This is a genomic window from Arthrobacter sp. T2-23 (assembly GCF_055398325.1).
This window is the reverse complement of sequence record NZ_AP027917.1, coordinates 2,248,568-2,270,322: the sequence shown is the minus strand read 5'-3', so window position 1 is coordinate 2,270,322 and position 21,755 is coordinate 2,248,568. Positions and strand designations below refer to the sequence as shown.

General features: G+C 61.1%; 8 protein-coding genes and 6 rRNA genes. 2 read left to right on the top strand and 12 right to left on the bottom strand.

Annotated features, from left to right (window positions below):
• The first annotated feature begins 99 nt into the window (after positions 1-99).
• Positions 100-1,092 (top strand): hypothetical protein, encoded by a 993-nt coding sequence (locus ACZ5Z0_RS10520; protein WP_464108366.1) that lies wholly within the window; start codon positions 100-102, stop codon positions 1,090-1,092.
• 180 nt (positions 1,093-1,272) lie between these two features.
• Here ACZ5Z0_RS10520 and ACZ5Z0_RS10515 read toward each other — a convergent pair whose 3' ends face one another.
• The 6 genes from ACZ5Z0_RS10515 to ACZ5Z0_RS10490 all read right to left on the bottom strand — a co-directional run bounded on the left by ACZ5Z0_RS10515 (position 1,273) and on the right by ACZ5Z0_RS10490 (position 11,629).
• Positions 1,273-3,255 carry an NHL domain-containing thioredoxin family protein gene (locus ACZ5Z0_RS10515; RefSeq protein ID WP_464108365.1) on the bottom strand — a complete coding sequence of 661 codons (1,983 nt, stop codon included), beginning with the start codon at positions 3,253-3,255 and terminating at the stop codon, positions 1,273-1,275.
• The gene (locus ACZ5Z0_RS10510) at positions 3,255-5,414 is read right to left on the bottom strand and encodes a bifunctional copper resistance protein CopD/cytochrome c oxidase assembly protein (RefSeq protein WP_464108364.1); all 2,160 of its coding nucleotides are present in this window, start codon (positions 5,412-5,414) and stop codon (positions 3,255-3,257) included. Before ACZ5Z0_RS10510 ends, ACZ5Z0_RS10515 begins: the two co-directional genes overlap by 1 nt.
• Positions 5,415-5,524: 110 nt before the next feature.
• Positions 5,525-5,812, bottom strand: coding sequence for an HU family DNA-binding protein (locus ACZ5Z0_RS10505; RefSeq protein ID WP_011776355.1), 288 nt, complete (start codon positions 5,810-5,812; stop codon positions 5,525-5,527).
• A gap of 350 nt (positions 5,813-6,162) precedes the next feature.
• A 5S ribosomal RNA gene (gene rrf / locus ACZ5Z0_RS10500) occupies positions 6,163-6,279 on the bottom strand.
• Between the two features lie 208 nt (positions 6,280-6,487).
• Positions 6,488-9,621, bottom strand: a 23S ribosomal RNA gene (locus ACZ5Z0_RS10495).
• A 483-nt stretch (positions 9,622-10,104) separates the two neighbouring features.
• A 16S ribosomal RNA gene (locus ACZ5Z0_RS10490) occupies positions 10,105-11,629 on the bottom strand.
• Together the 16S, 23S and 5S rRNA genes form the textbook arrangement of a ribosomal RNA operon.
• Positions 11,630-12,245: 616 nt before the next feature.
• Between ACZ5Z0_RS10490 and ACZ5Z0_RS10485 the strand changes: the two genes are divergently transcribed.
• The gene (locus tag ACZ5Z0_RS10485) at positions 12,246-14,609 is read left to right on the top strand and encodes an HAD-IC family P-type ATPase (RefSeq protein WP_464108363.1); all 2,364 of its coding nucleotides are present in this window, start codon (positions 12,246-12,248) and stop codon (positions 14,607-14,609) included.
• A gap of 114 nt (positions 14,610-14,723) precedes the next feature.
• Here ACZ5Z0_RS10485 and rrf (ACZ5Z0_RS10480) read toward each other — a convergent pair.
• The 6 genes from rrf (ACZ5Z0_RS10480) to rpmB all read right to left on the bottom strand — a co-directional run bounded on the left by rrf (ACZ5Z0_RS10480) (position 14,724) and on the right by rpmB (position 21,562).
• A 5S ribosomal RNA gene (gene rrf / locus ACZ5Z0_RS10480) occupies positions 14,724-14,840 on the bottom strand.
• 212 nt (positions 14,841-15,052) lie between these two features.
• A 23S ribosomal RNA gene (locus tag ACZ5Z0_RS10475) occupies positions 15,053-18,176 on the bottom strand.
• Positions 18,177-18,659: 483 nt separating this feature from the next.
• Positions 18,660-20,184, bottom strand: a 16S ribosomal RNA gene (locus tag ACZ5Z0_RS10470).
• A gap of 664 nt (positions 20,185-20,848) precedes the next feature.
• Positions 20,849-21,154 carry a 30S ribosomal protein S14 gene (gene rpsN / locus ACZ5Z0_RS10465; protein ID WP_043485315.1) on the bottom strand — a complete coding sequence of 102 codons (306 nt, stop codon included), beginning with the start codon at positions 21,152-21,154 and terminating at the stop codon, positions 20,849-20,851.
• A gap of 4 nt (positions 21,155-21,158) precedes the next feature.
• Entirely contained in the window at positions 21,159-21,326 is a 168-nt protein-coding gene (rpmG, locus tag ACZ5Z0_RS10460; RefSeq protein ID WP_056737121.1) for a 50S ribosomal protein L33, read from the bottom strand.
• Positions 21,326-21,562, bottom strand: a complete 237-nt coding sequence (rpmB, locus tag ACZ5Z0_RS10455) for a 50S ribosomal protein L28 (protein ID WP_011693744.1) — start codon at positions 21,560-21,562, stop codon at positions 21,326-21,328. Before rpmB ends, rpmG begins: the two co-directional genes overlap by 1 nt.
• Between the last annotated feature and the right edge of the window lie 193 nt (positions 21,563-21,755).

Genomic DNA, 21,755 nt, shown 5'->3' with positions numbered 1-21,755 from the left:
GAGGCAGCCGGGTCCGCCCGGCGGTGATGGTGCGCGTCACACGTGACTCCTGTGACACGTGTATTCAGCGGGCGTGCAGGTAACGTAAGGGACGTGCAAATGAGTCAGGCGTTGGTCAGGATTGCAGCCGGGTGGCTGATGGGCCTGATGCTCGCCGTGGCCGGCGCCGTACTCGCCATCAACCTGGTGAACGACTCCATCGCCAGCCCGCAGCAGCCGGTACGCGAGTATCTGGACGCGCTGCAGAAGGGCGAAGGCGAGAAGGCCCTGGGCCTGCTGCACGCAAGGGTGCCGCAAAGCAACCCTGCAATGCTGGACGGCGAAGCGCTGAAGACCGCGGCCGCGAAGATCTCCGGGCTGAAATTCGGCGACGCTGAAGACCGGGGCGGGGACCAAGTCATGGTACCGGTCAACTACAGCATCGACGGGACCCAGTTGCGCACCGAGTTCCTGCTGCAACGCTCCGGCACCCAGTGGCTCTTCTTCCACGACTGGTCTTTCGTCCCGGCGGAGCTGCCAACCCTGAGCGTCACCGTGGTGAACTCGAACCAGGCCTCGCTCAACGGGGTTCCCGTGAACATGCCCAACGGCCGCAACACCTTCGCCGTGTTCTACCCGGGCGAATACGAGGCCTCACTGAACGGCCAGTTCTTCGCGGCCCCCGCGACCCGGGCAACCGTCTCCGGCCGGGACACACCCCCGGCGCCGCTGAATCTGCTGACCCAGGCCACCGGCGGCCTCAAGGACGCGGTCAGCGCCAAGGTCAAGCAGTTCCTCGACGACTGCGCCGACCAGGCGGACAAGAAACAGCAGCTTCAGCCGGACTGCCCCTTCTACCACATCACCAACAACCGGGTGGCGGACGGAACCATCGACTGGAGCATCACCGACTACCCCGTGGTGAAGATTGAGCCCTTCGGCGGCCGCTGGGTGGTCGCGCCGCTGGACGGCAAGGCCCGGATTAAGGCACGGCAGACGGACCTTTTCACCGGTGCGGTCACCGAACTCAACGCGGTCCACGACTTCAGCTTCACCGCCCGCCTGGACATCGACGGCGACACGGTCAAGCTCACCCCGCAGCTCAGCAACTAGCGCCGCCGCAGCCCGCAACCGGAACAGTGGCGTGCCGTCGAGCGTCATTCACCGCAGTCTTTTGGCCTTGCCAATGCCGTACTCCCTCGGAGAACCAAGGCGGCTGTGCCCCGGGGCGCGCAAAAGGCTGCCGTCCGTGACACGCAAGCCACGGACAGCAGCCCTAAGGCGTCGGACGCCTCAGTCCATGCCGCGCAGGTCAAGGACCAGCTCGGTGTCCCCGTCGGCCTGCAGGAGCACCGGGATGCCCCAGTCCTGCTGGTACAGGTGGCAGGCCGCATGGTCGGGGATCTCGCCGTCCTCGGTTTCCGGGCCGTCGCAGGCCGCGGCGCGGGCGGTAATGTGCAGCACGCCCTCGGGGACATCGGACGAGAGCTCCAGGGTGCGGAGCAGCCCCACGGAGGTCCCGCCCCCGGCCACCAGCAGCTCCGGCGGGGTGGAGGAGATCTTCAGCTGCGTGGGGTCGCCCCAGCGGTCGTCCAGTTTCTGCCCGGTCGGGGCGGTGAAACGGACCGCGAGGGACAGCAGCCCGGGCGCCACCGGGCTCTTGGGCCGGTGCGTCTGCACGGCGCCCTCGTCCACCTGCTGCGCTTCCTTGGGGATCGGCACATAGACGAGCTGGTGCTTGTTCGCCTCGACCACCACCAGCAGCGGCTCGGCGCCGGCCACCCGGGTGTGGTCCACAATCACGTCCGAGGGTTCGGACAGCCCGCGGGCGAGCGTGGAGACCGTCCCCGTGGCGGGGTCGTAGCGGCGCACGGCACCGTTATAGGTATCCGCTATCGCCACCGAACCATCCGGCAGCACCGTCACGCCCAGCGGGTGCTGGAGCCGGGCCTCGGCCGCCGGGCCGTCCCGGAAGCCGAAGTCGAACAGTCCCTTGCCCACGGCCGATTCGACCGTGATGGCGCCGTCGTCCGTGATGACAAGTTTGCGCAGGGCCGAGGTCTCGGAGTCGGCGACCCAGATGTTGCCGTCCGCGTCCTCGGCCAGGCCGGAGGACTGCGCGAACCAGGCCTCCGCGGCCGGTCCGTCGAGCAGGCCCTCGAGGCCGTTGCCGGCGACGATGGACACCGCTCCCGTGACCGGGTCGAAACTGAAGATCTGGTGCACCCCGGCCATCGCCACCACAACGGCGTTGAGCTTGCTTGACCAGACGACGTCCCAGGGCGAGCTCAGCGAGACCTGCAGCGGGTCCGCTTCCAGCCGGGCACCGTAGGCGGCGCCTTCCTCGTCCACGCGGGCCGGCCCGGTTTCGAGCAGCCGCTGCACGCCGTTGCCGGCGAGCGTGGTGGCGGTGCCGTCCGTGAGCGAGAGCCCGCGGAGCCGGTGGTTGACCGAGTCGGCAATGACGACGTCGTAGCCGGCCTTCGCGGCGACGTCCTCCGGAAGCAGCACCAGGCCCTGGGGTTCATTGAAGCGGGCGTCGGCGGCGCCGCCGTCGGCGTAGCCCTTCTCGCCCGAACCGTAGGTGCCCAACACGGTCTCGAAGTCGGTGGCGAGCTCCACCAGCCGGTGGTGGCCGGTGTCGGTGACCAGCCAGGTTCCGGCGGCGTCCTGCGGCTCCGCGTCCCCGGCGGCGGCCGAGCTGCCGCGTCCGGCCGGCAGGTACAGCGCCTTGCCCGGGAACCGCAGCGTGCCCGACGTCGGCTCCGGAGCCACGTAGGGACCGTCGCCGCGGTGCAGGGTGCCCTTGGCCTCATGTTCGGCGATCAGCTCGGGGAGCAGCACGGCCAGGCCGTCCGCGTGGCCCTCGCCGGAGAGGTGCGCCACGATGTAGCCCTCGGGGTCGATGACCACCAGGGTGGGCCAGGCGCGGGCGGTGTAGGCCTTCCACGTCTCCAGTTCCGGGTCGTCCAGGACCGGGTGGCGGATTTCGTAGCGTTCGACGGCGGCGGCCAGGGCCACGGGGTCCGCTTCGTGCTCGAACTTCGGCGAGTGCACCCCGACGGTCACGAGGACGTCGGAGTACTGCTGTTCGAGCGGGCGGAGTTCATCCAGGACGTGCAGGCAGTTGATGCAGCAGAAGGTCCAGAAGTCCAGCAGCACGATCTTGCCGCGCAGGGATTCGAGGTCCAGGGATTTGCCGCCGGTGTTCAGCCAGCCGCGGCCCACGAGTTCGGAGGCCCGGACCCGGAGGTGGGTGCGTACGGTTTCGCTCATCAGCGTCCTTCCAGCTTTGAATTGCGTTCTGCCAGCTTCGCGTCGCGTTCTGCGAGCTGGGCAAACATATCGTTGTAAGCGGTGAGATCGGCGTCGTTATTCCTGTCCGCCGCGCGGTCGGTGCGCTTGGACTCCCGCGCGTCGGAGCGGGACCACATGACCGCGACGCCGATCGCCACCAGCAGGGTGGGCACTTCGCCGATCCCCCACGCCACCGCGCCGCCCATCTGCTGGTCCAACAGGGCCGCGGGACCCCAGGGGCGGCCCAGGTTCCCGAAGTAGTCGGCTGCCAGCAGGCCGGTGCCGCCCATGATGGCGACGCCGAAGAACGCGTGGAAGCCCATGGTCGCCAGCAACAGCAGCAGCCGCATCGGGTAGGGCGCCCGCCGGGGGAGGGGGTCGGTGCCGATCATGGTCAGCACAAAGATGTAGCCCGTCAGCGCGAAGTGCAGGTTCATTAGTTCGTGGCCCACATGGTCGCGCATGGCGTAACCGAAGGCGTCCGAGTAGTAGAACAGCACAATTGACCCGGCAAAGTTGGCCGCGGCGAACAGCGGGTGCGTGACGAGCTGCGAGAACTTCGAATGCACGAAGATCAGCAGCCACTCCCGTGGCCCGCGGGAGCTGTCGCGGCGCGCGGTCAGTGCCCGCAGCGCCAGTGTGACGGGCGCACCCAGGACCAGGAAGATGGGGGTCACCATGGTCAGCGCCATGTGGTCCACCATGTGCGCCGAGAACAGCACCCTTCCGTAGACCGACGGCGGCCCGGACGTCACGTAGGTGAGGACCACCAGTCCGATCACCCAGTTCGCGGTCCGGAACCAGGACCAGGAGTCGCCGCGCTGGCGCACCTTGCGGATCCCGAGCACGTAGGACACAAGGCCGAAGACCGCGACAGCGACCCAGAGCCAGTCGAACCGCCACTCGGTGAGCCAGCGCTGCGGTGTCAGCTCCGGAGGCAGTTCATAACCGGAGAGGATGAAGGCCGGCGAGGCGTTCTGGACAGGCGCCTCGCCCTGCGGCGGGGCAGAGCGGCCAAGCGCGACGGCGATCCCCGAGGTCGCGCCCATCACGAGCAGTTCCACGAGCACCAGCTGCCAGAGCACGCGGCGGGCGGAGAGCCCGGCTCCCTTCACGCCCAGCTGCGGGATAACCCAGCGCCGGTGCATGAACCCGACGCCGCCAAGGACCAGCGTGGCCGACGCCTTGGCCACGATGAGCTGCCCGTACGTGGACCCGAAGAGGTCAGCCCAGCTGTGGACCCTGATACCGGCGTTGATCACGCCGGAGGCGAAGACCAAGGCGAAGGCCAATCCGGCCACCGCGGAGAACCGGCGGAGGGTGGGCTCGGTGATGTCGGTCTTGCCCGGACCGGACACCGCCGCCCTCGAGGGGGCGGACAGGATGCCGGAGAGGAGGGTCAGGACAATGATGCCTCCCAGCCAGGCCGAGACGCCGACGAGGTGCAGGCCAAGGGAGTTGATGGCGCCCTCGTGGTCGTTCGAGCTGGACGAGTGCCCGATAAGGGCCGCCGGGGCCAGACCGACCAGCGAGAGGACGAGGGTGAGCGCTAAGGCTCCGCGCGATCGGACGCCGAACAGCGCGGTGGTGACCACGGCGGCGATGATGACGACGGTCAACCAGGCGCGCCCGGTCTCGATGTCGGTCATGAAGTAGACAAGGGACTTGGTGAATTCGGGGTCGCCCGAGATCGCCTGCCCCGCGATGTCCGAGTAGCTGAAGACCAGCACCCCAACAGCGGAGAGGGTCCAGACGGCGCCGGCGACGGCGGCGACGGCCAACGCGCGGGTGAATGCGGGATGTTCCGCGGCGTCCTTATCCTTGGACCGGGCTCCGTTGAGGTTCCGGGGCAGGATCCCGACGGCGAACATCAGGCCGCCAATCACCGTGGCCAGAGCGACGTTGTGAAGAGCCTTGCTGACCGGGAGGCCCCAGCGAACCAGCGCTCCGGGATCGGAGACCGAACGGGCGCCGGCGGCGCCGGAGAAGAGCAACGCAGCGGTCAGGCCCACGAATACTGCGGCCAGGCCGGCGAGCTGCCAGGGGCGGCCAATCCCGCGCGCTCCGGCACCGGAGCCAAACGCTCCCCCGGTCGGGGGAGACGCTGATGTGGTTCGGGGTTTTGCTGCGGAAGGCACAACTCCATTGTCCGCTACGGCCGCCCGGGCAACGAATCCGAGCGACGGGGGTTAACGCAAAAGGAGCGGCAACCCGCAGGTTGCCGCTCCTTTCAAGCGTTCGAAGAAGACTACTTCTTCTTGGCGACTGCAGCCTTCAGCTTGGAGCCGGCGGTCAGCTTGACGCTGTGGCCAGCGGCAATCTGGATGGTCTCGCCGGTCTGCGGGTTGCGGCCGGTGCGGGCTGCACGGTCGGTGCGCTCGACGGCGAGCCAGCCCGGGATGGTGATCTTTTCGCCCGCGGCGACAGAGGTCTCGAAAACCTCGAACAGTGCATCGAGCACGGAGTTGACGGCTGCCTGGCTGGTGCCGGCCTTGCCAGCTACCTCTGCAACAAGTTCACTACGGTTCTTAGCCATTTATGTCCTCCTGGACGGTTCTAATTTCTGAAGCCTGCACGCGGCATGCGTGCAAGCCACTCTTCGAAAACTTACCAGCTTGCCGCCCCCGAGGTGGCAAATTCCGCGTGTTTTCGCCCTTTTTTGGGAAAATTTCCGGATTCCGAGGGCTTTCGGCGCCGCTTTTCAGCCGTCAGCGGAAGCTCCGACACCCTGGTGGGCGCCCGCAGGGTCGACAGGCCCTCCGCGGGGCCGGTTACGATTGTCGCCAGCCGGGGCGACGGGCCGTCCGCCGCCCGGCGTTGGGTGTATTGGGTGTTAAAGGGGGAGAGCCTCCAACCTGGTGGTTGGAGGCTCTCGACCTAATGTATGTCCGGCGGTGACCTACTCTCCCACACCCTCCCGGGTGCAGTACCATCGGCGCTGTGGGTCTTAGCTTCCGGGTTCGGAATGGGACCGGGCGTTTCCCCCACGCTATGACCGCCGTAACCCTTGCTCCGCACCCTTGGGGGCTGTGAGAGCCGGCCCGGGTGGGAAATCTGGTGGTTACAACATGTGGTGTTGTATTCAGTTGTTTTGGTTCCTTAGCAACGGGTTTGTTGTTTGGGAACCACATAGTGGACGCAAGCAGTCTTGTTTCTTTGTACCCGCCCGTTGGTGGCAAACGCTTTTGAACCCGTTTGCCCGGGTGGGTGTGTGGTGTAAGTTATCGGCCTATTAGTACCGGTCAGCTTCACGAGTCGTTAGTCCTCGCTTCCACATCCGGCCTATCAACCCAGTGGTCTGGCTGGGGGCCTCTCACACACAAGGTGTATGGAAATCTCATCTCGAAGCGAGCTTCCCGCTTAGATGCTTTCAGCGGTTATCCCATCCGAACGTAGCTAATCAGCGGTGCACTTGGCAGTACAACTGACACACCAGAGGTTCGTCCGTCCCGGTCCTCTCGTACTAAGGACAGCCCTTCTCAAATTTCCTGCGCGCGCAGCGGATAGGGACCGAACTGTCTCACGACGTTCTAAACCCAGCTCGCGTACCGCTTTAATGGGCGAACAGCCCAACCCTTGGGACCTACTCCAGCCCCAGGATGCGACGAGCCGACATCGAGGTGCCAAACCATGCCGTCGATATGGACTCTTGGGCAAGATCAGCCTGTTATCCCCGAGGTACCTTTTATCCGTTGAGCGACGGCCATTCCACAATGTACCGCCGGATCACTAGTCCCGACTTTCGTCCCTGCTCGAGATGTCTCTCTCACAGTCAAGCTCCCTTGTGCACTTACACTCGACACCTGATTGCCAACCAGGCTGAGGGAACCTTTGGGCGCCTCCGTTACTTTTTAGGAGGCAACCGCCCCAGTTAAACTACCCATCAGGCACTGTCCCTGACCCGGATTACGGGCCGAAGTTAGATGTCCAAAGTGACCAGAGTGGTATTTCAACGATGACTCCACCCGAACTGGCGTCCGGGCTTCAACGTCTCCCACCTATCCTACACAAGCCACTCCGAACACCAATACCAAACTATAGTAAAGGTCTCGGGGTCTTTCCGTCCTGCTGCGCGTAACGAGCATCTTTACTCGTACTGCAATTTCGCCGAGTTTATGGTTGAGACAGCGGGGAAGTCGTTACTCCATTCGTGCAGGTCGGAACTTACCCGACAAGGAATTTCGCTACCTTAGGATGGTTATAGTTACCACCGCCGTTTACTGGGGCTTAAATTCTCAGCTTCGCCTTGCGGCTAACCGGTCCTCTTAACCTTCCAGCACCGGGCAGGAGTCAGTCCGTATACATCGTCTTGCGACTTCGCACGGACCTGTGTTTTTAGTAAACAGTCGCTTCCCCCTGGTCTCTGCGGCCCCTGCACGCTCCGGACAGCTAGTGTCCATCACGATAGGGGCCCCCCTTCTCCCGAAGTTACGGGGGCATTTTGCCGAGTTCCTTAACCATAATTCTCTCGATCGCCTTAGTATTCTCTACCTGATCACCTGTGTCGGTTTGGGGTACGGGCGGCTAAAACCTCGCGTCGATGCTTTTCTAGGCAGCATAGGATCACCGAATCCCCCCATACGGGGGTCCCGTCGGGTCTCAGGCATCATGAACGGCGGATTTGCCTACCGTTCGCCCTACATCCTTAGACCGGGACAACCATCGCCCGGCTCGGCTACCTTCCTGCGTCACACCTGTTAATACGCTTGCCTCCCAGGATCAGGTCCCGCGCTCCACCAAAACCCTTCACCCACAAGGGGTGTCGGGCAGGTCTCGGGCGGTTAGTATCCCCTGTTCAGCATGGGCGGTTTTTCGCCGGTACGGGAATATCAACCCGTTGTCCATCGACTACGCCTGTCGGCCTCGCCTTAGGTCCCGACTTACCCAGGGCAGATTAGCTTGACCCTGGAACCCTTGATCATTCGGCGGACGGGTTTCTCACCCGTCTTTCGCTACTCATGCCTGCATTCTCACTCGTGTAGGCTCCACCGCTGGTTTCCACCGCGACTTCACTGCCCACACGACGCTCCCCTACCCATCCAGACGCCTGAACCACAAGGGCTTAGCTAATATCTGAATGCCACAACTTCGGCGGTGTACTTGAGCCCCGCTACATTGTCGGCGCGGAATCACTTGACCAGTGAGCTATTACGCACTCTTTTAAGGATGGCTGCTTCTAAGCCAACCTCCTGGTTGTCTTCGCAACTCCACATCCTTTCCCACTTAGCACACGCTTAGGGGCCTTAGTTGGTGGTCTGGGCTGTTTCCCTCTCGACTATGAAGCTTATCCCCCACAGTCTCACTGCTGCGCTCTCACTTACCGGCATTCGGAGTTTGGCTGACGTCAGTAACCTTGTAGGGCCCATTAGCCATCCAGTAGCTCTACCTCCGGTAAGAAACACGCAACGCTGCACCTAAATGCATTTCGGGGAGAACCAGCTATCACGAAGTTTGATTGGCCTTTCACCCCTACCCACAGCTCATCCCCTCCATTTTCAACTGAAGTGGGTTCGGTCCTCCACGACGTCTTACCGTCGCTTCAACCTGGCCATGGGTAGATCACTTCGCTTCGGGTCTAGATCACGCCACTGCAACGCCCTGTTCAGACTCGCTTTCGCTACGGCTTCCCCACACGGGTTAACCTCGCGACGTAACACTAACTCGCAGGCTCATTCTTCAAAAGGCACGCCGTCACCCCTACACAGCAAGCTGCGGAGGCTCCGACGGATTGTAAGCACACGGTTTCAGGTACTGTTTCACTCCCCTCCCGGGGTACTTTTCACCTTTCCCTCACGGTACTGGTCCGCTATCGGTCATTAGGGAGTATTTAGGCTTATCAGGTGGTCCTGACAGATTCGCACGGGATTTCTCGGGCCCCGTGCTACTTGGGATACTTCCCAGGCGGCACACTACATTTCGGTTACGGGGCTCACACCCTCTCTGGCCGGCCTTTCAAGACCGTTCACCTATGCACATGCTCTCACCCCACTGTCCCGGCAGAGACAGAACGGAAAGTCCCACAACCCCGACCATGCAACGCCCGCCGGCTATCACACATGGAACGGTTTAGCCTGATCCGCGTTCGCTCGCCACTACTGACGGAATCACTATTGTTTTCTCTTCCTGCGGGTACTGAGATGTTTCACTTCCCCGCGTTCCCTCCACGCACCCTATGTGTTCAGATGCGGGTCACCAGATCACTCGCGCGTCTGGCGGGGTTTCCCCATTCGGACACCCTGGGATCACAGTCCGGTTATCGACTCCCCCAGGCTTATCGCAGATTCCTACGTCCTTCTTCGGCTCCTAATGCCAAGGCATCCACCGTGTGCTCTTAAAAACTTGACCACAAAAGATCAAGGAGTAATTTCGAGAGAACCACAGAAACCACCCCCACACCCAAAGGCGCAAGGACAGATCCAGGTTCATATTCTTGGAAATTGCTTCTTATAAAAGATGCTCGCGTCCACTATGTAGTTCTCAAACAACAACCCCGTACCACACACCCCACACACATCACATGCGCGCTCGGTGCAGCCAGGAAACCAGAAACACAAGCCCCGGAAAGGAAAACCCTCCCGGTCCTGTTGTCTCAGGACCCAACAGTGTGCCAAACACTACCCAACGGTTCATTCCGGCGAGCGTTCCAGGACAGGGACCCCGAAAGGACCCATCCGTACTTGCTGCCGGCCTGTGCCGCCAGGCACCTATTCGTTGATATTCCACCCGTGAGCACCCGCCGCAGAACTTACGTCTGCGCAACGGGCGTACTCCTGACAACCCCGACACACAGGCATAACGCCCGGCACGGTGATTGTAGGTGCTCCTTAGAAAGGAGGTGATCCAGCCGCACCTTCCGGTACGGCTACCTTGTTACGACTTAGTCCCAATCGCCAGTCCCACCTTCGACAGCTCCCTCCCACAAGGGGTTAGGCCACCGGCTTCGGGTGTTACCAACTTTCGTGACTTGACGGGCGGTGTGTACAAGGCCCGGGAACGTATTCACCGCAGCGTTGCTGATCTGCGATTACTAGCGACTCCGACTTCATGGGGTCGAGTTGCAGACCCCAATCCGAACTGAGACCGGCTTTTTGGGATTAGCTCCACCTCACAGTATCGCAACCCTTTGTACCGGCCATTGTAGCATGCGTGAAGCCCAAGACATAAGGGGCATGATGATTTGACGTCGTCCCCACCTTCCTCCGAGTTGACCCCGGCAGTCTCCCATGAGTCCCCGCCATTACGCGCTGGCAACATGGAACGAGGGTTGCGCTCGTTGCGGGACTTAACCCAACATCTCACGACACGAGCTGACGACAACCATGCACCACCTGTGAACCGGCCCCAAAGGGGAAGGACTGTTTCCAGCCCGGTCCGGCCCATGTCAAGCCTTGGTAAGGTTCTTCGCGTTGCATCGAATTAATCCGCATGCTCCGCCGCTTGTGCGGGCCCCCGTCAATTCCTTTGAGTTTTAGCCTTGCGGCCGTACTCCCCAGGCGGGGCACTTAATGCGTTAGCTACGGCGCGGAAAACGTGGAATGTCCCCCACACCTAGTGCCCAACGTTTACGGCATGGACTACCAGGGTATCTAATCCTGTTCGCTCCCCATGCTTTCGCTCCTCAGCGTCAGTTAATGCCCAGAGACCTGCCTTCGCCATCGGTGTTCCTCCTGATATCTGCGCATTTCACCGCTACACCAGGAATTCCAGTCTCCCCTACATCACTCTAGTCTGCCCGTACCCACCGCAGATCCGGAGTTGAGCCCCGGACTTTCACGGCAGACGCGACAAACCGCCTACGAGCTCTTTACGCCCAATAATTCCGGATAACGCTTGCGCCCTACGTATTACCGCGGCTGCTGGCACGTAGTTAGCCGGCGCTTCTTCTGCAGGTACCGTCACTTTCGCTTCTTCCCTACTGAAAGAGGTTTACAACCCGAAGGCCGTCATCCCTCACGCGGCGTCGCTGCATCAGGCTTGCGCCCATTGTGCAATATTCCCCACTGCTGCCTCCCGTAGGAGTCTGGGCCGTGTCTCAGTCCCAGTGTGGCCGGTCACCCTCTCAGGCCGGCTACCCGTCGTCGCCTTGGTGAGCCATTACCTCACCAACAAGCTGATAGGCCGCGAGTCCATCCAAAACCACAAAAAAGCTTTCCACCCCCCACCATGCGATGAGGAGTCATATCCGGTATTAGACCCAGTTTCCCAGGCTTATCCCAGAGTTAAGGGCAGGTTACTCACGTGTTACTCACCCGTTCGCCACTAATCCCCCAGCAAGCTGGGATCATCGTTCGACTTGCATGTGTTAAGCACGCCGCCAGCGTTCATCCTGAGCCAGGATCAAACTCTCCGTTGAAGTAAAACAGACACACCATGCGCCCCCGGGAAAACGGGATACACACAATGCACAAAATTTGAAACCAGCTAAAAACACCGGACCCATCCACGGGGTGGCGGATCCGGCACAATCAACCAATTCAATACAAAAAATTGGTATCAACAAACTTGGCACACTATTGAGTTCTCAAACAACAGACACACCCGGCACCACCACAACCACAAAACCAGTCGAGGATCGCTCCGGAGCAACTTTTCAAACCTACCCGGTCCCAGCCTCCGATGCAAATCCGGTCTTCCGGACCTGCATCAGCAGACGAACCAGCCCCACCAGAATTCTTCTAGCGCCTGAAGCGTCGGAAGACCTTGGTTTTGAATTAATTTGGGGGATTGGCCGCCTCCGGTACTCCAGCATTTCCGCTGGTCTCCCTCGTGGCGACTTAGAAAACAATACACCCAGCCGGCGGCAATCGCAAACCCGCCCCGGCACCGTGCCCCCAGCGGCGCCGTCGTCGTGGATTAGGGCCGTATGCTCCATCACGTCCTACCGCCGGGCCGGTTAGTATCAGCTGATGAGGGCAGACCGCCGGCGCCAGGACCCAGCTTTGCTCCATCGACCTGTGTCCGGCCCTGCCGTGAACGGACTCTCGGAACACGAGGTCGCTGCCCGCGTCGAAAGCGGACTGGACAACCGCGTTCCCGATAAGACCAGCCGGAGCCTGTGGCAGATCTTCCGCGCCAACGTCCTTACGCTCTTCAACGCGATCGTGGGAACGAGCTTCCTTGTCCTGCTGCTCGTGGGCCGTTGGCAGGATGCGCTCTTCGGACTGGCGGCTGCCGGAAACGCCGTGATCGGCGCCGTCCAGGAGTTTAGGGCGAAGAGATCCCTGGACCGCCTCGCGGTCCTGGATGCCCCGCGCGCGCGAGTGCTGCGCGACGGCAAGATCCTCGAGATCGCCACGGCCGACGTCGTGCGTGACGATGTCCTGGTCCTGCGCGCCGGCGACCAGGTCACTGCGGATGCCGCGGTACTCGAAGCGGCCGGGCTCGAAGCCGACGAGTCCCTCCTCACCGGCGAATCGGATCCCGTTGACAAGGATCCCGGGACCGATGTGCTTTCCGGCTCCATCATTGTGGCCGGGCACGGCAAGGCCCGGGTGGCCAGAGTGGGCGCCGAGTCGTTTGCCAGCCGGCTCACCGCGGACGCACGCCGCTTCTCCCTTGTGAACTCGGAGATCCGCAACAGCCTCAACCGTGTCCTCCGCTGGATCGCCTGGGGGATCCTGCCCGTCGGACTCGTGGTGATCAACGGCGAACTCCAGGCACGGGGCGGCTGGCAGGATGCCATCGCCACCGGCGCCTGGACCGCAGCAATGGTAGGCGTCATCGCCAGTGTGATCGCCATGGTTCCTCTGGGACTGGTGCTGCTGACCAGCGTGGCGTTTGCCGTCGGTGGACTCCGGCTCGCCGGACACAAGGTGCTCATCCAGGAGCTCGCAGCCGTCGAAGGGCTCGCCCGGGTGGACATCCTGTGCATGGATAAGACGGGCACCCTGACCGAGGGCGGGCTCAGGTTCGAGGCCGTCCACCCGCTGACCGCCGCGCCGGACCGTGGCTGGCAACAGGCCCTCGGCTGGTTCGCCACCGAACCCGAGGCGAACGCCACGGCCCGCAGCCTTGCCGCCGCGTTTGAGGACGACGGCGGGTTCCAGTCCGTCTCGTATGTTCCGTTCTCCTCCTCCCGGAAGTGGAGCGGGGTGACCTTCGGCGGCAACAACGGCACGACGCCTACCTGGATTCTGGGTGCGCCGGAAATGGTCCTGGCCCCGGCCGGCCACGCGGAGGTCCTGGAACAGGCCGGCGAGCTGGCCCGCGCCGGCCTGCGGACGCTGCTTCTGGCCGGAGCGGACGGGCTGCCGGGTGCGGGAAAGTCGGCGACCCTGCCTGACGGACTCCGGCCCGTCGCGCTCCTCACGTTCCGGGAAGAGCCGCGTTCCGACGCCCGCGAGACGCTGGACTTCTTCCGCGCGGAGGGTGTGGAGCTGAAGATCATTTCCGGCGACGACCCGCGAACCGTCGCGGCCATCGCACGCCGGGTCGGCCTCGAGGTCGCCCAGGGCTTCGACGCCCGCGATCTGCCCGAGGATCCGCTGCTTCTTGAGGAGGTGATGGCAAGCAACATCGTGTTCGGCCGGGTCAGTCCCGACCAGAAGAAAGACATGGTCGCCGCCCTCCAACGGCGCGGCCATACGGTGGCAATGACCGGAGACGGCGTCAACGACGCCCTCGCCCTGAAGACCGCGGACCTTGGCATTGCCATGGACTCTGCCGCGCCCGCTACCAAGGCGGTTGCGCGCCTGGTCCTGCTCGACGGCCGCTTTGACCGGCTCCCGGAAGTGCTCGCGGAAGGCCGGCGCGTCATCGCCAACATCGAACGGGTATCGAGCCTCTTTCTCAGCAAGACGGCATACTCGATCGCCATCGCCGTCACTTTCGGTCTGCTGCAGTGGCCCTTCCCGTTCCTGCCCCGCCAGTTGTCCTTTACCGACGGCCTGACCATCGGCATCCCCGCCTTCTTTTTGGCCCTGATGCCCAACGCCCGTCGGTACAAGCCAGGGTTCCTGCGCCGTTCCCTCTGGTTCTCCCTGCCGGCGGGGCTCATTGTCGCGGCCGCCCTGCTGGCGCTGAACGCGATCGCGCCCTCCGTGGGACGAACGACGCCGGAAACGATGGGTTCCGCCGCGGTTCTCACCCTCTCGGTGGTGGGGCTCTGGATCCTGGCCGTCGTTTCCCGGCCGCTCAACGCAGGCCGGGTGGGAGTGCTGGCGGCAATGTGTGCGGCACTGGTGATCCTGCTCAACCTCCCCCTGGCGCAGGAGTTCTTCATCCTCTCCTGGCCGCCGGTCGGCCTGCTGGTGACGGCGCTGGCCGCGGGCATCGGCGGTGGTCTCGCTATTGAGCTCCTTGCCTGGCTCCACCGCCGGAAGTTTCCCCGCTGACGCGTCGGCTCAAGACGGCCGAACTGGCGCGCATCAGCCGACGCTCCCGGAGCATTTTGGGTGTTAAATGGCGCAGGCCCCGACACTGTGTGTCGGGGCCTGGCTGTAATGGTTGTCCGGCGGTGACCTACTCTCCCACACCCTCCCGGGTGCAGTACCATCGGCGCTGTGGGTCTTAGCTTCCGGGTTCGGAATGGGACCGGGCGTTTCCCCCACGCTATGACCGCCGTAACCCTGTGTCCGCACCCTGGGGGCTGTGAGAGCCGTTCCCTGGGTGGGAAATCTGGTGGTTACAACATCTGTGGTGTTGTATTCAGTTGTTTTGGTTCCTTAGCAACGGGTTTGTTGTTTGGGAACCACATAGTGGACGCAAGCAGTCTTGTTTCTTTGTACCCTCTTCCCTGGTGTGAACGTCTTTTGAATCCGTTCACGGAAGGGGGTGTGTGGTGTAAGTTATCGGCCTATTAGTACCGGTCAGCTTCACGAGTCGTTAGTCCTCGCTTCCACATCCGGCCTATCAACCCAGTGGTCTGGCTGGGGGCCTCTCACACACAAGGTGTATGGAAATCTCATCTCGAAGCGAGCTTCCCGCTTAGATGCTTTCAGCGGTTATCCCATCCGAACGTAGCTAATCAGCGGTGCACTTGGCAGTACAACTGACACACCAGAGGTTCGTCCGTCCCGGTCCTCTCGTACTAAGGACAGCCCTTCTCAAATTTCCTGCGCGCGCAGCGGATAGGGACCGAACTGTCTCACGACGTTCTAAACCCAGCTCGCGTACCGCTTTAATGGGCGAACAGCCCAACCCTTGGGACCTACTCCAGCCCCAGGATGCGACGAGCCGACATCGAGGTGCCAAACCATGCCGTCGATATGGACTCTTGGGCAAGATCAGCCTGTTATCCCCGAGGTACCTTTTATCCGTTGAGCGACGGCCATTCCACAATGTACCGCCGGATCACTAGTCCCGACTTTCGTCCCTGCTCGAGATGTCTCTCTCACAGTCAAGCTCCCTTGTGCACTTACACTCGACACCTGATTGCCAACCAGGCTGAGGGAACCTTTGGGCGCCTCCGTTACTTTTTAGGAGGCAACCGCCCCAGTTAAACTACCCATCAGGCACTGTCCCTGACCCGGATTACGGGCCGAAGTTAGATGTCCAAAGTGACCAGAGTGGTATTTCAACGATGACTCCACCCGAACTGGCGTCCGGGCTTCAACGTCTCCCACCTATCCTACACAAGCCACTCCGAACACCAATACCAAACTATAGTAAAGGTCTCGGGGTCTTTCCGTCCTGCTGCGCGTAACGAGCATCTTTACTCGTACTGCAATTTCGCCGAGTTTATGGTTGAGACAGCGGGGAAGTCGTTACTCCATTCGTGCAGGTCGGAACTTACCCGACAAGGAATTTCGCTACCTTAGGATGGTTATAGTTACCACCGCCGTTTACTGGGGCTTAAATTCTCAGCTTCGCCTTGCGGCTAACCGGTCCTCTTAACCTTCCAGCACCGGGCAGGAGTCAGTCCGTATACATCGTCTTGCGACTTCGCACGGACCTGTGTTTTTAGTAAACAGTCGCTTCCCCCTGGTCTCTGCGGCCCCTGCACGCTCCGGACAGCTAGTGTCCATCACGATAGGGGCCCCCCTTCTCCCGAAGTTACGGGGGCATTTTGCCGAGTTCCTTAACCATAATTCTCTCGATCGCCTTAGTATTCTCTACCTGATCACCTGTGTCGGTTTGGGGTACGGGCGGCTAAAACCTCGCGTCGATGCTTTTCTAGGCAGCATAGGATCACCGAATCCCCCCATACGGGGGTCCCGTCGGGTCTCAGGCATCATGAACGGCGGATTTGCCTACCGTTCGCCCTACATCCTTAGACCGGGACAACCATCGCCCGGCTCGGCTACCTTCCTGCGTCACACCTGTTAATACGCTTGCCTCCCAGGATCAGGTCCCGCGCTCCACCAAAACCCTTCACCCACAAGGGGTGTCGGGCAGGTCTCGGGCGGTTAGTATCCCCTGTTCAGCATGGGCGGTTTTTCGCCGGTACGGGAATATCAACCCGTTGTCCATCGACTACGCCTGTCGGCCTCGCCTTAGGTCCCGACTTACCCAGGGCAGATTAGCTTGACCCTGGAACCCTTGATCATTCGGCGGACGGGTTTCTCACCCGTCTTTCGCTACTCATGCCTGCATTCTCACTCGTGTAGGCTCCACCGCTGGTTTCCACCGCGACTTCACTGCCCACACGACGCTCCCCTACCCATCCAGACGCCTGAACCACAAGGGCTTAGCTAATATCTGAATGCCACAACTTCGGCGGTGTACTTGAGCCCCGCTACATTGTCGGCGCGGAATCACTTGACCAGTGAGCTATTACGCACTCTTTTAAGGATGGCTGCTTCTAAGCCAACCTCCTGGTTGTCTTCGCAACTCCACATCCTTTCCCACTTAGCACACGCTTAGGGGCCTTAGTTGGTGGTCTGGGCTGTTTCCCTCTCGACTATGAAGCTTATCCCCCACAGTCTCACTGCTGCGCTCTCACTTACCGGCATTCGGAGTTTGGCTGACGTCAGTAACCTTGTAGGGCCCATTAGCCATCCAGTAGCTCTACCTCCGGTAAGAAACACGCAACGCTGCACCTAAATGCATTTCGGGGAGAACCAGCTATCACGAAGTTTGATTGGCCTTTCACCCCTACCCACAGCTCATCCCCTCCATTTTCAACTGAAGTGGGTTCGGTCCTCCACGACGTCTTACCGTCGCTTCAACCTGGCCATGGGTAGATCACTTCGCTTCGGGTCTAGATCACGCCACTGCAACGCCCTGTTCAGACTCGCTTTCGCTACGGCTTCCCCACACGGGTTAACCTCGCGACGTAACACTAACTCGCAGGCTCATTCTTCAAAAGGCACGCCGTCACAACTACAAGGCTGCTCCGACGGATTGTAAGCACACGGTTTCAGGTACTGTTTCACTCCCCTCCCGGGGTACTTTTCACCTTTCCCTCACGGTACTGGTCCGCTATCGGTCATTAGGGAGTATTTAGGCTTATCAGGTGGTCCTGACAGATTCGCACGGGATTTCTCGGGCCCCGTGCTACTTGGGATACTTCCCAGGCGGCACACTACATTTCGGTTACGGGGCTCACACCCTCTCTGGCCGGCCTTTCAAGACCGTTCACCTATGCACATGCTCTCACCCCACTGTCCCGGCAGAGACAGAACGGAAAGTCCCACAACCCCGACCATGCAACGCCCGCCGGCTATCACACATGGAACGGTTTAGCCTGATCCGCGTTCGCTCGCCACTACTGACGGAATCACTATTGTTTTCTCTTCCTGCGGGTACTGAGATGTTTCACTTCCCCGCGTTCCCTCCACGCACCCTATGTGTTCAGATGCGGGTCACCAGATCACTCGCGCGTCTGGCGGGGTTTCCCCATTCGGACACCCTGGGATCACAGTCCGGTTATCGACTCCCCCAGGCTTATCGCAGATTCCTACGTCCTTCTTCGGCTCCTAATGCCAAGGCATCCACCGTGTGCTCTTAAAAACTTGACCACAAAAGATCAAGGAGTAATTTCGAGAGAACCACAGAAACCACCCCCACACCCAAAGGCGCAAGGACAGATCCAGGTTCATATTCTTGGAAATTGCTTCTTATAAAAGATGCTCGCGTCCACTATGTAGTTCTCAAACAACAACCCCGTACCACACACCCCACACACATCACATGCGCGCTCGGTGCAGCCAGGAAACCAGAAACACAAGCCCCGGAAAGGAAAACCCTCCCGGTCCTGTTGTCTCAGGACCCAACAGTGTGCCAAACACTACCCAACGGTTCATTCCGGCGAGCGTTCCAGGACAGGGACCCCGAAAGGACCCATCCGTACTTGCTGCCGGCCTGTGCCGCCAGGCACCTATTCGTTGATATTCCACCCGTGAGCACCCGCCGCAGAACTTACGTCTGCGCAACGGGCGTACTCCTGACAACCCCGACACACAGGCATAACGCCCGGCACGGTGATTGTAGGTGCTCCTTAGAAAGGAGGTGATCCAGCCGCACCTTCCGGTACGGCTACCTTGTTACGACTTAGTCCCAATCGCCAGTCCCACCTTCGACAGCTCCCTCCCACAAGGGGTTAGGCCACCGGCTTCGGGTGTTACCAACTTTCGTGACTTGACGGGCGGTGTGTACAAGGCCCGGGAACGTATTCACCGCAGCGTTGCTGATCTGCGATTACTAGCGACTCCGACTTCATGGGGTCGAGTTGCAGACCCCAATCCGAACTGAGACCGGCTTTTTGGGATTAGCTCCACCTCACAGTATCGCAACCCTTTGTACCGGCCATTGTAGCATGCGTGAAGCCCAAGACATAAGGGGCATGATGATTTGACGTCGTCCCCACCTTCCTCCGAGTTGACCCCGGCAGTCTCCCATGAGTCCCCGCCATTACGCGCTGGCAACATGGAACGAGGGTTGCGCTCGTTGCGGGACTTAACCCAACATCTCACGACACGAGCTGACGACAACCATGCACCACCTGTGAACCGGCCCCAAAGGGGAAGGACTGTTTCCAGCCCGGTCCGGCCCATGTCAAGCCTTGGTAAGGTTCTTCGCGTTGCATCGAATTAATCCGCATGCTCCGCCGCTTGTGCGGGCCCCCGTCAATTCCTTTGAGTTTTAGCCTTGCGGCCGTACTCCCCAGGCGGGGCACTTAATGCGTTAGCTACGGCGCGGAAAACGTGGAATGTCCCCCACACCTAGTGCCCAACGTTTACGGCATGGACTACCAGGGTATCTAATCCTGTTCGCTCCCCATGCTTTCGCTCCTCAGCGTCAGTTAATGCCCAGAGACCTGCCTTCGCCATCGGTGTTCCTCCTGATATCTGCGCATTTCACCGCTACACCAGGAATTCCAGTCTCCCCTACATCACTCTAGTCTGCCCGTACCCACCGCAGATCCGGAGTTGAGCCCCGGACTTTCACGGCAGACGCGACAAACCGCCTACGAGCTCTTTACGCCCAATAATTCCGGATAACGCTTGCGCCCTACGTATTACCGCGGCTGCTGGCACGTAGTTAGCCGGCGCTTCTTCTGCAGGTACCGTCACTTTCGCTTCTTCCCTACTGAAAGAGGTTTACAACCCGAAGGCCGTCATCCCTCACGCGGCGTCGCTGCATCAGGCTTGCGCCCATTGTGCAATATTCCCCACTGCTGCCTCCCGTAGGAGTCTGGGCCGTGTCTCAGTCCCAGTGTGGCCGGTCACCCTCTCAGGCCGGCTACCCGTCGTCGCCTTGGTGAGCCATTACCTCACCAACAAGCTGATAGGCCGCGAGTCCATCCAAAACCACAAAAAAGCTTTCCACCCCCCACCATGCGATGAGGAGTCATATCCGGTATTAGACCCAGTTTCCCAGGCTTATCCCAGAGTTAAGGGCAGGTTACTCACGTGTTACTCACCCGTTCGCCACTAATCCCCCAGCAAGCTGGGATCATCGTTCGACTTGCATGTGTTAAGCACGCCGCCAGCGTTCATCCTGAGCCAGGATCAAACTCTCCGTTGAAGTAAAACAGACACAACCAGGAACCACGGGAAAACGCGGAAACCCGGTTGCACAAAATTTGAAACCAGCTAAAAACACCGGACCCATCCACGGGGTGGCGGATCCGGCACAATCAACCAATTCAATACAAAAAATTGGTATCAACAAACTTGGCACACTATTGAGTTCTCAAACAACAGACACACCCGGCACCACCACAACCATTTATCGGTCGAGGATCGCTCCGGAGCAACTTTTCAAACTTACCCGCTCACGCGGTCCTTAGCAAATCAACGTTTCCGCGATTGCCAGTCCCACACAGCAGGTCCCCCACCCGAAATCAGCACGCAAATTTGCGAACCATTTTCCAGGCCGTTTAGAAGGGGGTCTGTCGCTATCTTTCCGCATCAGCGGCGGCGACTCGAACTACTTTACACACCAACCCGACCCCAAACAAATCGGCCCCCACGGGCGCCCCGAGCGGCAGAATCCGCGGAAAGACGGGGCAAAACGGGCCGCCAGGCACCCAGACCGGGCAGCCGGCGTCGGAAGTTGCGAGTGTGTGCTCCGTCACCGCCGTGTTCGCCCGGATACCGCCGGACGGTAACGGCGGTTAACGCGAGAAGGGCCGGCACCCAAACGGGTGCCGGCCCTTCTTCAAGCCTCTGGCAACAAGCGTGCTGAATTACCAGGAAGACTTCGTGATGCCCGGGAGCTCACCGCGGTGAGCCATGTCGCGGAAGCGAACACGGGAGATACCGAACTTCTGGAACGTGCCGCGGGGGCGGCCGTCGATGATGTCGCGGTTACGCAGGCGGACCGGCGAGGCGTTGCGGGGCAGCTTCTGCAGGCCGAGGCGTGCGGCTTCGCGAGCTTCGTCGGTTGAGTTGGGGTCAACCAGAGCCTTCTTCAGTTCGAGGCGCTTTGCGGCGTAACGCTCGACGATGACTTTACGCTGTTCGTTCTTAGCGATCATTGACTTCTTAGCCATGTGTTTAGCGCTCCTCTCGGAATTCGACGTGCTGGCGGATTTTGGGATCGTACTTCCGCAGGACCATGCGGTCCGGGTCGTTACGACGGTTCTTGCGCGTCACGTAGGTGTAACCCGTGCCCGCGGTCGACTTGAGCTTGATGATCGGACGTACGTCCTTGTCCTTTGCCACTAGAGCTTCACTCCTCGTGCCAGGATGGCGGCGACGACTACGTCAATGCCGCGTACGTCGATGGTCTTGATGCCACGTGCAGAGACCTGCAGGGTGACATTCCGGCGCAGGGACGGAACCCAGTAGCGCTTCTTCTGGATGTTCGGGTCGAACCGGCGCTTGTTGCGGCGGTGCGAGTGCGAAATGCTGTGTCCAAAGCCCGGCTCGGCTCCGGTCACCTGGCAGTGTGCTGCCATGACGACTCTCCTCATGAAAATAAAATGAAACGGCTGGCGGAGTTCCCGCATAACCGTGCGGCAGGCGGCGTCCGCATCCAGCTCCCACGTATGTCCGGCGGTGCTACGGCAACCGGCTGAACCGGTTGCAGTCTGCACTGCGGCGACAATTGTGGACTCGGGCACGGGGCGGAGGAAACCTTGTGGGAAACCG